Here is a 12,326-nt window from a genome sequence, read left to right on the forward strand (position 1 = left end):
GTCAGACCTCCAGATCCATCCGGGCAAACAGGCCGGGGCCGAAGCGATCAGACATTTGCGCCACCTCGATCTGACAGCTTCCCGTCACCCCATCGCTCGCAATCTCCGCGGCACTATAGGTCCACACCGGTTCCGAGACGAACGTTTCGCGCAGGATGGTTCCCCCCTGACGAACACGCACCATGTATTGCTCAAAGGCTTCCCCAAGCGGAACATCTCCGATCCCCCATTGGTCCCCCTCTAGGCGGGTGCGCCGGATCCAGCTGATCTCTTGCCCCCCGGCCCCATCAGAGCTTGCCTTCAGATAGGCTGGGGCATAAGGGCGCAGTCCGTTCCCCTGGAACGCCTGCACAACATGCTGAAAGCTCGGATCGCTGACCGGCAGATGTGCCGCCCCGACCCGATAGTGGCGTTCAACCCCTCTGGAGGACATGGCGAGGTCGATCTGCTCCGGACGGCCATCCAGAAGCACGAAGTAGCTGCCGACAGGCCAGCTTTCCGGCATCAGGGCATCCGTGCCCAACTGACCACGCAACCGACCTGAGATCTCATAGGTCCGTGTATCGACAAGCGTGGCCGTCGTGAATTGGAAAAGCTCCCAATTGTCCGGCGTCCCATCACCAATGGCAGCGATATTGGCCCCATTGAGCACATCTGCCAGCGAGGCACTGGACAGGGAACCGTCAATCAATTTCACCCGCAAGGCCGCCCCGTGGTCCAAAACAGCTGGGGGCGCGATATCCAGTTCGGTCTCAGTCAGTCCAATGACCGAACGAAGGTCAATCACGGTATTGAGAGCATACCCGCTGTCAGATGCCGACCCGTAGGCTGCGGCCTTCCCAAGCCATGGCCTGGATGATACCGCCAGATAAGGCGCATGGGGCACCTCGTCCCCACGGATCAGGGGCAAGTCAAGAAACAGCGGAAAGGCAGGCGCAGGCGCGACGAAGCTGACCGGTGTCAGGCTTTCCTCGACATTGGCCGAAGCCCCGTAGATCCCGGTTTCAACCCGCGTGGCCTGCACCTGCTGGACACCGGCCTGCTCGACCTGGTCCAGACGATAGAACTCGGTTCCGGCGTCCGTTTCGATCTGCACGATGTCCCCGGCAACCTTGCCAAGATCAGAAGGCGGCATGGCAAAGCTGGCCCGGTCCCGGGCGACGCGTGCTTCAGATAGCCAGCGTTCGGTGATTTCCAACGCTTCATTTGCGGTCAGGATCAGGGGGAATTCCGATTGCGACACGGTCTGAATATCATCATCCGGGAAACTGGATTCGGTCGACCGCAGCTCATAGCTGCCTTCGCTTTCCACATAGGTCAGGCGCACCCGACCCACCACATCCGGCTCGCCATCCCGCACGCGTTCCAGGCTGCTGTCACGGTCAGGCGACAGGGCAAGCTTATCCGGGTCGAGCACATGGTCCACAACCCCGCTCCGTGACCTGAAATGCAGCACCCCATCATATTCCGCGGCCTCCATACCATAAGCCAGCATCAGAGGTTGCAGCGCAGACCGCCCGGCCGAGATATCCTTGACCACATAGCCGCGCACCGACCCATGGAGCTTGGAGACATCATAGCGGGTCACACCGGAGCGTTCACAGACCTCCGACACAACAGATGCGAGCGAACGCGAGGAACTGCGCCCGTTCACCCAATGACCACGCAGGTAGTTCTCCCCATCACTCCAAAGCTCGAGATTCATCGGAAACTCCGGATAGGGTCGCGCGTCCCAGGCCCAGACATGGGCACGGTCCATATCCACCATCTGCACATCCGTTGCAGTGTGTACCGGATTGTTGGCCTCATCCCCCCAATAGCCATACATGGCCCGCAGATATTGCATCTGCGCAAGGTCATCCCGCCGGCCGGTCGAGTAATGCGGCAGCCCACTTTCCGAACTTTTGGGGTCCAGAAACTTGTTCGGCTCATTGGTCGCCTTGTCGATCGCCGCACAGCCCAGCTCGGTAAACCAGAACGGCTTTGACCCCGGCAGCCAGTCGGTGGGCAAATTGTGTCGTACCCCACCTATGCGGTTGTGGTGTGACCGATACCACCAGTTGCGCAGATCCTTGTATCTGAACACCCAGGGTTCCGCATGGGCGCCATCTGTGATCGGCAAGCGGTTCTGCGCATCGCGATCTGCCTGCGAGGCATAATACCAATCATACCCCTCACCTCCTTCAATATTGGCCTTCAGGTATTCCAGATTGTAAATCGACCGATAGCTGGCATCCAGATGATCAACTTCATCACGCCAGTCAGACAGCGGCATGTAATTGTCGATCCCGATGAAATCGACCTCATCATGGCTCCAGAGCGGATCGAGATGGTAATAGACATTCCCCGACCCGTCGGTGGGGTGGTAGCCAAAATACTCGGACCAGTCCGCCGCATAGGAAATCTTGGTGTCATCTCCCAAAATAGCGCGCACCTCTTCGACCAGCTCGATCATTTTCTCAACCGCCGGGAAACTGTGCCCGGCGCCACGGATCTGGGTCAGGCCCCGCATTTCGGATCCAACAAGGAATGCATCCACGCCACCCGCAGACGCGCAAAGATGCGCATAGTGCAGGATAAAGCGACGATACGAGAACTCCTCCGGGCCGCTATAGCTCACGCCATTTGGCGTCACTGTAAAATCAGACGGTTGGGCCGTCCCGAAAAAGCTTGCCACTTCCGCGGCGGCAGCGGCAGTTCCATCCGGGCTGCCGGACACGCCAGGGGCAAGCGATGTGGTGATCCGACCGCGCCAGGGCAACCTGGGTTGCTCACCACTGCCGGTCCACGGGTTTATCAACCCGTTTCCGTCGAGTTGCTCCATCAGGATGAACGGGTAGAACGTCACCTTCTGCCCGCGATCTTTCATGGCGGTGATCGCCTGTTTCACCGACTGGTCTGTCGGGGTGCCTCCATAGACAGCGCGGCCATCTTCATGCGGCACGACTGAGGCATTGGTGCGGGTGATCCCGGAGACATTCCAGGGCATCTCTTTCCCGTCATCCCCTTTTTGTTCAACCTTGGGCTGGATCTGACAACTGCCACAGCGCAGATCCGACCCAAACCAGGACACGACAAGAGAACTCGCCCCACAATTGGGCAGATCATTGCTCAGCATCTCCAAAGACGCCTGAAAATCCGTAAGCCCGGTTGCGTTGTTGACATTGCTGCGCCCCGCAACACCAGGTTCTGCAGAAAAAGAAACCTTGCTGGTAGCCAGAGAATACTCTCCCGTTCCAGGCATGATCGCCACGGCTTTGGTGCCGCGCGCCACTTCTGCGATCTGGTTGGGTTGCTCAGGGCGCACCACTTCGAAATTGAACTGGGGGATCCGGTTGCCGAACTGCCCCAGAGGGAGGTCTTCGATCACAACATAGGCCGTGCCCCGATAGGCTGGCGCATTGCCCAGCCCCATGGTTGCCTCGATCTTGGGATCAGGCAGTTGCGCCTCATCCCCCGGATAGACGCGCATGTTCAGATCACTGGTCGCAATTTCCTTGCCATCCGCCCAGATACGCCCCACCCGGGTGATTTCCCCCTCACAAAGCGCCAGCGCGACACTTACTGTATAGCTATAAGAGGTCACCTCTGGCTGGCTGGGACCACCCTTGCCACCGCCTGAGGTTTTGGAGTGCTCCTTGAACCGCGTTGCCCAGATCACCTGCCCGGCGACCCGCGCACGCCCATAAAGCTGCGGGATCGGCGCGCCTTCAGACGCCCCGGTCAGACGGAAACGGTCAACCCGCCCGGTTTCCACGGGATCCGAGCCGCCCCCCAGAATTTTCCCGTCAATCATCCGTCCAAGGGTTGCCCCGACTGCCTTGCCAATGGCAACCGAGGAAAGCCCCAGAATGCCACCGCCAATCGAAGCCCCAACTGCGCTCCCAACGCCTGCAAGCAGAATTGTTGCCATCAGTCCATCCTTTCCGGAAATGCAAATGCCGCAACCACGCGGCGCGCCCAGGGCGCTGACAGGGGGCTTTCAACCACCCCATGGCCGCTATAGGCGTGAATGAAAGTTTTATGGGGCGAAACAGCCCCCAGAATGCCAAGATGCTTTGCCACGGCGCCCTGCCTCATGCGAAACAACAGCACATCCCCCGGCACCGCCTGGTCAGGGGTTTTCTCAATCAGATACCGGGAGGCATCTTCCCAGAGGGCTTCCTGCCCCGAAGGTTCGGACCAGTCCTGAGTGTAAGCAGGCACCTCAACGGGCTCGCGCCCGAGCACGGCCCGCCAGACCCCTCTGATCAGCCCCAGACAATCCGTCCCTCCCCCCGCACAGGAAGATTGATGTTGATAGGGCGTCCCAATCCAGCGCCGCGCCTCCTGCAGCGCACGTTCATTCTGCGTCATCTGTGACATGATAAACCTGTTGATGAATGCCCGGACATAACCCGCCAGGACAATGAGCGAAGAGGGCAATGCGCTGGTTGTCAGCTCAGCGCACCGCCATCATTTTGGTCTGTGGAAACCGGGTAGGACATAAGCCAGTCCTCACCCGGGATGGTCGGAAAGCCGCGGAAATTCAACAAGTTGTCAAATTTAGCCTTGCAGGTCTCGGCCCGTTTGTCACACCCTGCTTCCAGACGGATCACATCGCCAGCGACGATCTCGGCCCGCAGGGCTTCCCACAGGGTGATTTCGCGCGCTCCGCCGGGAAGAACCTTATCCTTGCGGATCAAACCAACCAGCCCGGCCCCGTCGCCGGTTTTCACCGAAAGCCGCCCTTTTTCAAACCAACCGCTGTCAAAAGCCCCCAGGGCTGCAAAGGAAAAGGTGATCTCATTTCCGGCCACTTGCAGGGGCGCCTCGACAACATAAGCGGGGTCATCCAGATCGACCTTGCAGGACTTGTCCCCCAGAAGCGCCGAGCAGGGTTTCTGAAACGCCCGTCCCTGCGGACGGTTCAACGCTTCGGACAAGCCTACAAGCTCTGCCCGGAAGGCCCCGTTTTCACGGGTGATTTCACCGATATTTCCACGAAACTGCAAATATCGCTGCGAGGGCGTTTCCCAGTTTACCAACCAGGCCTCGACCTCCGCGCCGTCATAGCGACCCGCCCGGATGTCTTTTTCGGTGATGGCCGCATCATTCAACGCCCCCATCGCTTCGGAATTGTCGATCGACAGACCCGTGGTCTGTTCCAGCGCATAGGCGGTCAGCCCGGTATCCGCCTTGCACAAGACCGCACCGATCATCAGGTCCCGGTCATGATCAGTGAAGCCAAAGGCCTCGCCGTCACGACGCGTGACCACCCAGGCTCGGCAAACGGTGGTCATTCCCGTGGCAAAATGCGCATCAAATTGAGGAGAAAGAGGCATCAGACACGCACCTCCACAACCGGCACATTCGGCGCATCCCCCGCCTGGAAGGATGAAACCGAGGTATGAATGCGATCCGTATCAAAACGCACGGGCACGTCGAACTCATACCCTGCGGTGATCTCTGCCCCTTCTTCCGGCGCGATCTCAAAGCTCACCAAACCGGTGGTTGCATCATAGGTGAAATCCACCCCTTCAACCAGCGGATCCCCCTTAAGACCAAGGGTCACCGTCCCCTCCACAGGTTTCTGGATGGGGCGGTCATAGCTTTGCTCACCGCTGCGGTATGTCTTGGTCAGCTGCCAGTCGGTGCGTGTGCCATTGCCATGGCCAATCACCTGATCGGTATAGGAAATTTCGGCAGAAGGCTGGGCGCTTTTGTAATCGGACCAATCCTTCCAGCGGAAAGAATGCAGCTGCCCGCGGCGGGCCTCGAAAAAAGCAATCAGAGTTTCGATATCGTCCAGGCTGCGCATCGCAATCCCTGCATCATAACGTCGACGGGAATGCTCCCATGGCGTATTGCGCTCTTCAAATCCATTGGCAAGCGTCACCACTTCGGTGCGCCGCTCCGGCCCCCCGATTGAGCCAAAGCTGAGATTGGCTGGGAAACGGACTTCATGAAAGCTCATTCTAAACCCTCCTTATCGATGCCGCTGACCGCGTGACAACGCACGCGTCATCTGTGCCGCGACCTGACTTTGTGACCGGCGGAAGCCTTCCACATCCGGCGTTGTAATGTTCATGGTGATATTGATGGGCTGACCACCGCCCTGCGCACGGACACCTAGGCTGCCATCAGCCCCTCGGGTCAGGGGCATGATCGCCTCAGGGCCAGCTTCGCCCATCAGCCCGGTGCCGCCGCGCATCTGGAAAGTGGTGGCACCAGAGACAACACCGCCCTTGGCAAAAGGCATCACCTTGCCCTGCGCGAACGCACCACCCTTTTCGAAGGCCAGCATCCCGTTCATGACACTCCCCACCCCTTGGGCAAGGATTCCGCCAAAGTGATCGGTCACTGGTTTCAGGGCCGCGTTATAGGCAGCTTTCGACATGCTTTCGGCCAGGTTCGACAATGCATCCGACAGTTTCATGCCGTCAAAGGCCAGCCCGTCAAACGCCTTTTTCAGACCAGAGCTGAAACCTGAAGACAGTTTGCCCACATCAACATTCAGATCCGAGATGGTGGAATGCACCCCCTTGAGCTCGCCCGAAAACGCCGAGGTGAGCGAAACAGCCTGACCCAGCGAGGTGCCAAGCGCCTCGACCTGATCATCGAAACTGTCCAGCATTTCCAATCCAGACATATCTATTCTCCTTCATCTGCAGGGCGTTCATCCGGGAATTGCACCAGCAATTCATCCAGACGGGCCCGCATCGAGGGTGCGCCCTGACCATCCAGGCCCAGCATCACCATCAACTCGTTAGGGGTCAGCGCCCAGAACTGGTCCGGGCGCAATCCAAGCTTGTTAAATCCCAGCCGCATCAACTGGGGCCAGTCGAAACCAGGGCCAGGACCGGGGGCCTTGCTCACGCGACACCACCTTCGGGGTCCGGCATCGCAAATGCGCGGGCCAGAAGCTGACCTGCCGCTTTTGCCGCCATGACCGGACCTCCGGCTATCTCAGCTGACAGAAGGTCGGACGCCTGCCCCTGCCAGCCCCCCCCGCGAAGACCGGCGACAATCAGTGCCAGCACATCACGGGTGGAAAACGCCCCGCCCTCGAACCGCTCGACAAGGGACACGATTGTGTCCTCGCCAAGGCTGGCTTCAAGCTCAGCCAACGCCCCTAGGGTGAGTTTCAAGACGTGGGGCTGCCCGTCGATGGTCAGCGCCACCTCTCCCGTCCACGGATTGGCCATGATCAGAGCGCCGTAAAGGTCAGGGCGCCAGCCGACGCCATCGACAGCTCATAGGTGGCCTCGCCATTATGCGTGCCGGCATATTCGATCGAGGTGATCATGAACGGGCCTTCAACCGTGCCGAAATCCGGGATAATCACCTGGAAATTCTGCACTTCATTATCGAAAAACACCTGTCGGGCACGTTCATCGGTGGTTGCATCACGAAAGACGCCCGAGCCTGAGATGCTGGCCGATTTCACACCGGCCCCTCCCAGAAGCTCACGCCAGCCGCCTGCACTCTCCAGCGAGGTCACATCAACGCTTTCGGCGTTGAAGCTGATCCGCGTGGCGCGCAGCCCCGCGATGGTTTCAAAAACACCCGCACCGGTCATGTCGAGTTTGATCAGAAGGTCCTTGCCTTTTTGGGCTACCATTGGGTCACTCCATTAATGAAAGCGTTAGTCGTCTTCGACGCGGGCATGGAAGGTCAGGTCGATCCTGCGCACATCCGCATCCTGAACACGGCGGGCCTTGGCCCGGTTGAAATTGAGATAGACCAGCTTGCCGCGGGCCAGGATCAGGGTGGCATCCACCAGACTGTCAGAAATGGCCGCGGCCACTTCTTTCGCCTGCTGGAACCCCGCCGCATCGGTCACCACAGAAACGGTGAATTCATGCAGCGCCCCATGACCGGTCATGTCCGATTTCTCAGCCACATCCTCCGGCCCGATCGAGACATAGGTTCCGGTGATAATCCCGGATGGAACGGCATCATAGATCGCCGAACCAATCAGGGCATCCAGAGTGCTATCCGCCTGCAAACGTTGGTAAATCGCCTGTTGAAGGGCAGCAGAAACGCCATAGCTCATGCGACCACCTCCTCTTTTGCGAAACAGGTCAGATACTGGGCGTTGCCATCCGCTTCGGTCACCGCAAGGATGCGGAATATCCGGGCACCCGCACGAAATCGCTGTTCGGGTTTTGGACGTGACGGCGCACCATGAGGGGCGGCCCGGACGGTGATGCGAAAGCTGATCGAGGACAGCGTCACATGATCGGCCGCTTTCTCATTCCCCGTGCCAGCTTTGATATCTGCCCAGAGCTCACCAAGCGCGACCCAGGTTTCGTCAAAGCCCCCTGCGCCATCCGGCACCCTCTGAGGCTCTTCCAACGTCAATTTGCGATTGAGAACAGGTAAGGTCACTGCGCACCCCCACCAAAGAGCCGCACCACACGATACCGCTGGATCAGAGCGGTCACACCAGAGGGCAGATCCCCCGCTCCGACGCTCATATCTGAACGGTTTTCATAGTAATACGCGGCCAACATCAGCACCGCTTGCGCGAGATCTGCGGGAATATCCGCCCAGTCCACACCGAAACCAGCATCAAAACCGATTTCCACTTCACCCGCGACCGGAATGGCCGGCAGGCAGATCCCGGTCGACACCAGCTTGGGACGGTGCAGGTCTTTTTCAAGGCGATAGCGGTCTGATGCAATCACCTCATCCGCGCCAAGGCGGTCGGTAATGGTCAGGCCGGTGATTGCGCTGACCGGACCAACCGGCAGGGCCTGCGTCGCCAGATCGCGCCAGGCGGTCAAGGTCCAGGTAAACGACCGGGTGATCAGGATCTTGCCGGTGCGAGCCTCGATCGCGGCCATCGCCGCGCGCAAATAACTCTCCAACACATTATCCTGCACCCCGTCATCGGCAAACCCGGTGCCCAGCCGCAGGTGGTCCTTGAATTGGGCGACCGGCAGGGCCGCGATCGGCACAGTGGTCTGCTCGACTAACATCATGGATCATCTCCGAAATTCGGGCCCCTCACGTCAAAGGAATGGGTTGGATGGGCACACGCTGTCCGTATTGCTCGGACGGAGGGGGAGCAGCTAGACAACACGGAGTTGGCCAGCGTGTGCCCAGCCCGAACGGTGACACGCACCGCCCGGACCTTGGTTCCCGGCTTAGGACACCGAGAATTTCAGCAGTTTGATCGCAGCAAAGTCGCTCACGTCACCGCCCACGCGCTTGGTGGCATAGAACAGAACATGCGGCTTGGCCGAGAACGGGTCGCGCAGAATGCGGGTATCGGGGCGTTCAGCCACGGTGTAACCATTGGCAAAGTCACCGAAGGCAATCGAGGCGCTGCCCGATGCGATGTCCGGCATGTCTTCTGCGATCAGAACCGGGTAACCGATCAGACGGGCGGGCTCGCCAGCCACGGTGGCATCCGACCACAGGAAGCGGCCATCTGCATCTTTCAGCTTGCGCACGGTGCCCACGGTTTTCGAGTTCATCACAAAGACGCCATTGGCGCGGTAATCAGCACCCAGCGCATAGATCAGGTCGAAAATCGCATCCGCCGGGTTGGTGCCGTCAAAGTCACCATCCGCACCAGTTGCCACATAGCCCAGGTTGCCCCAGCTCCACGACCCGTTCTCAACCGCAGTATGGTTCAGGAAACCATTCGGCTTGTCGACGCCATCACCGTTGATAAAGGCAGCCGATTCCGCGCGGGCAAATTTCTCGGCGATACGACCCGCCAGCCAGCTTTCGATATCAAACGCACTGTCATCCAGCAGGCGCTGCGACACTTTCGGCAGGGCCGACAGTTCGTGCAGCGGGATCGAAATACGGTCGATCTTGGGGGTGCCGGTCTCAGCGGCGGAACCGGTTTCAGAAGCCCAACCCGTAACCAGATCATCCTGGTCGATCAGCACGTCATAGGCGGTGCCTTCGACATTGACCACATTGGCAACCGAGCGCAGGGATGCGGCGTTGGACAGCACACCTTTGATGGTGTCAGCGGTCACCGGATCCACCAGGTAACCACCGTCGGCGGCCACGGCGGTCGACATGGCTTTGCCTTCCAGTTGAAGGCCGCGCAGGCCGTCATCGTCGCCCGAACGCACATAGGCTTCAAAGGCTTTCTGGTGGGGGGCGCCGAGATCGGTTTCAGCGGCCAGGTGCGGCCGTGCCGCGTTCAGTTGAGATTTGCGATCCAGCATGGTCAGTCGCTCTTCCTGTTGTTGAAGTTTGGTGGAAATTTCAGATTGAAACTCTTTGATATCGCTCACGAAACCGGCCAGTGCGGTCTTCACCTCGGCAACCGGGGCGTGTGCCTGACCGGGACCAGAAGGCGCACCTGTCCGGCCCTGAGCTTTGATCTCTTTTTCGCTCATGGATGGGTCCTTGATAGAAGGTTCAGATCACTGGCGCGGCTCACTCGCCTGCCAGTATTTGGCGCGCCTCCGAAAGGGCGGCGGCCAGTTCACACAGGAGGGCATCATCGCCCGGGGTTTCCCCCTTGGCGCCCACCCGCGCACTGGGCAACATCGGGAAAGTGACAAGCGACACTTCCCAAAGTTCCAGCTCGCTCAAGAGCCTCTGGCCCTTGTCGTTCTTTGTGGCTTTCACGGTGCGATAACCGATCGACAGGCCATCCATGGCCCCGGCCTCAATCAAAGCGGCGGCTTCTCGGCCCCGTTCCACATCGGTCAGGATCCGCCCTTTGACAAACAGGCCCTTGTGATCTTCACGCACCTCGTCCCAGACACCAATCGGCTGGCTTGGGTCATGCTGCCAGAGCATTTTGACATTTCGCCCTTTTGCCGACAGCTCGGTAAGGCTTTTCGCATAGGCGCCTTTCAGCACAACGTCATTGCCGTTATCAACCTCACCGAAATAGCTGGCATACCCTTCAATCGCGATGCCCTCATCGGTCTGAACTGTCTGCCCGAGGCGGACGAATTTATGCTCCAACCCCATATGGGTATGGTAATCGCTCATGGTCGCATTCCTTCTTGATCGTCGTCCGACAGTTTCGGCAGCCCCAGAAGCGCCCGCTTTTCGGCATCGGACAAAAAGTCCGCCTCAGCCACGCGTTTCCATTGCTGATCCCGTTCGGCGGCCAAAGCAGGCACCTGATCCAGGTCGGGCTTGAGCGTCACCGCCTCGCCGGTGAACTCGCTCAGCCAATGCCCAACATTGGCCGCAACCCGCTGCACCATCGGAACAACCGTCAACCGGTAGAAGGCCCGATTGGCTTCCTGGTAATTGGCGTAGGTCGCATCCCCTGGAATGCCGATCAGCATCGGGGGAACCCCAAAGGCCTGCGCAATTTCGCGCGCGGCGGCCTCTTTTGTTTTCTGAAACTCCATGTCAGAAGGCGAGAACCCCATCGGTTTCCAGTCCAGCCCCCCTTCAAGGAGCATGGGGCGCCCGGCATTTCGTGCGCCGACGTGATGGGCTTCCATCTCGCTCAGCAGGCGGTCATATTGATCCGCCGACATCTGCGCCTGTCCATCCAACCCCTTGTAAACAATCGCTCCTGACGGACGGGCGGCATTGTCCAATAGGGCCTTAGACCAGCTGGATGCCGCATTGTGCACATCAATTGCAGTGGCCGCGGCCTGCAGGGGCGACAGGCCGTAGTGATCGTCCTGCGGATGGAAATTCTTGATGTGGCAGACCGGGCTTGGCCCTTCCCCCAAATGGAACCGGTGTTTCTTGGCCCCAACCGCATAGTCATAGGCCACCGGCCAGCCATTGGCCCCCGGCACCAGATTCATTCGGTCCGAGCGCAGAACGTGCAGCTCCAGCGGGGTGCCCTCCTGGCCGCCAACCGCCTCCAGATACCCATTGCCGGTTAGGGTAAGCTGGCCAAACAGGGCCTCAAACAGCTCTGCGCGACTTTGCGCAGCATTCGGACGCGACAGCAGGTCCAAAATCGGGTGCTCATCATAGCGCCGCTCGGCATCCTGAAGCACAAGCGGCAGCGCCGCGCCAGCTTCTGCAATCAGTTTCACGGACCGAAAACCAACCGGGTTGGCCGCAAAACCGATTTTGGTCAGGCTGACCACATCCCGCGGGCTCCACGCCACCCGCCCCGAGCCGTGATAGGCGATAACGGGGCCGGTGGCCGAGGCCTTGGTCTCGACCGGAGCTTCCTCACCACGCTTCAGAAAGTTAAAAACCATATGCTGGTTCTCCTCGTTTCAAGCCGCCAATAGGCAAGCCGGTTCCAGTCCGGCGCGAGCGCACCCGCGCCAACCGGTTCATATTTCTCTTGTCTTGGGTTGGTCAGGATGCCGGTTCAATCTGCCGCAGCATCCCGCCTTTCGATGTTTGGCACTTTGCCACCACTGGTTAAAAAA

General features: G+C 59.5%; 14 protein-coding genes. All 14 read right to left on the reverse strand.

Annotated features, from left to right (window positions below; translation table 11 throughout):
- Position 1: 1 nt before the first annotated feature.
- The 14 genes from AKJ29_RS16485 to AKJ29_RS16550 all read right to left on the reverse strand — a co-directional run bounded on the left by AKJ29_RS16485 (position 2) and on the right by AKJ29_RS16550 (position 12,149).
- Positions 2–3,913, reverse strand: coding sequence for a baseplate multidomain protein megatron (locus AKJ29_RS16485; protein ID WP_055192627.1), 3,912 nt, complete (start codon positions 3,911–3,913; stop codon positions 2–4).
- Positions 3,913–4,356 carry an NlpC/P60 family protein gene (locus tag AKJ29_RS16490; protein WP_055192709.1) on the reverse strand — a complete coding sequence of 148 codons (444 nt, stop codon included), beginning with the start codon at positions 4,354–4,356 and terminating at the stop codon, positions 3,913–3,915. Before AKJ29_RS16490 ends, AKJ29_RS16485 begins: the two co-directional genes overlap by 1 nt.
- 80 nt (positions 4,357–4,436) lie before the next feature.
- Positions 4,437–5,324, reverse strand: coding sequence for a DUF2163 domain-containing protein (locus AKJ29_RS16495; protein WP_055192628.1), 888 nt, complete (start codon positions 5,322–5,324; stop codon positions 4,437–4,439).
- Entirely contained in the window at positions 5,324–5,956 is a 633-nt protein-coding gene (locus tag AKJ29_RS16500) for a DUF2460 domain-containing protein (RefSeq protein ID WP_055192629.1), read from the reverse strand. The genes AKJ29_RS16495 and AKJ29_RS16500 overlap by 1 nt, the downstream gene beginning before the upstream one ends.
- A gap of 12 nt (positions 5,957–5,968) precedes the next feature.
- Positions 5,969–6,631: a phage tail tape measure protein gene (locus AKJ29_RS16505; protein WP_055192630.1), complete on the reverse strand. Its 663-nt coding sequence runs from the start codon at positions 6,629–6,631 to the stop codon at positions 5,969–5,971.
- Between the two features lie 2 nt (positions 6,632–6,633).
- On the reverse strand, positions 6,634–6,858 hold the full coding sequence (locus tag AKJ29_RS16510; protein WP_055192631.1) for a rcc01693 family protein: 225 nt from the start codon (positions 6,856–6,858) through the stop codon (positions 6,634–6,636).
- On the reverse strand, positions 6,855–7,187 hold the full coding sequence (locus AKJ29_RS16515) for a gene transfer agent family protein (RefSeq protein ID WP_055192632.1): 333 nt from the start codon (positions 7,185–7,187) through the stop codon (positions 6,855–6,857). The genes AKJ29_RS16510 and AKJ29_RS16515 overlap by 4 nt, the downstream gene beginning before the upstream one ends.
- A gap of 2 nt (positions 7,188–7,189) precedes the next feature.
- On the reverse strand, positions 7,190–7,603 hold the full coding sequence (locus AKJ29_RS16520) for a phage major tail protein, TP901-1 family (RefSeq protein WP_055192633.1): 414 nt from the start codon (positions 7,601–7,603) through the stop codon (positions 7,190–7,192).
- A 24-nt stretch (positions 7,604–7,627) separates the two neighbouring features.
- Positions 7,628–8,038, reverse strand: coding sequence for a DUF3168 domain-containing protein (locus tag AKJ29_RS16525; protein WP_055192634.1), 411 nt, complete (start codon positions 8,036–8,038; stop codon positions 7,628–7,630).
- Positions 8,035–8,373: a head-tail adaptor protein gene (locus AKJ29_RS16530; RefSeq protein WP_055192635.1), complete on the reverse strand. Its 339-nt coding sequence runs from the start codon at positions 8,371–8,373 to the stop codon at positions 8,035–8,037. Before AKJ29_RS16530 ends, AKJ29_RS16525 begins: the two co-directional genes overlap by 4 nt.
- Positions 8,370–8,969: a head-tail connector protein gene (locus AKJ29_RS16535; protein ID WP_055192636.1), complete on the reverse strand. Its 600-nt coding sequence runs from the start codon at positions 8,967–8,969 to the stop codon at positions 8,370–8,372. Before AKJ29_RS16535 ends, AKJ29_RS16530 begins: the two co-directional genes overlap by 4 nt.
- A gap of 165 nt (positions 8,970–9,134) precedes the next feature.
- Positions 9,135–10,352, reverse strand: coding sequence for a phage major capsid protein (locus AKJ29_RS16540; protein ID WP_055192637.1), 1,218 nt, complete (start codon positions 10,350–10,352; stop codon positions 9,135–9,137).
- Positions 10,353–10,392: 40 nt separating this feature from the next.
- Positions 10,393–10,938 carry an HK97 family phage prohead protease gene (locus AKJ29_RS16545; RefSeq protein ID WP_055192710.1) on the reverse strand — a complete coding sequence of 182 codons (546 nt, stop codon included), beginning with the start codon at positions 10,936–10,938 and terminating at the stop codon, positions 10,393–10,395.
- Positions 10,939–10,955: 17 nt separating this feature from the next.
- Entirely contained in the window at positions 10,956–12,149 is a 1,194-nt protein-coding gene (locus AKJ29_RS16550) for a phage portal protein (RefSeq protein WP_055192638.1), read from the reverse strand.
- Positions 12,150–12,326 lie beyond the last annotated feature (177 nt).

It is taken from the genome of Aliiroseovarius crassostreae (genome assembly GCF_001307765.1).
Classification (GTDB): Bacteria; Pseudomonadota; Alphaproteobacteria; order Rhodobacterales; family Rhodobacteraceae; genus Aliiroseovarius; species Aliiroseovarius crassostreae.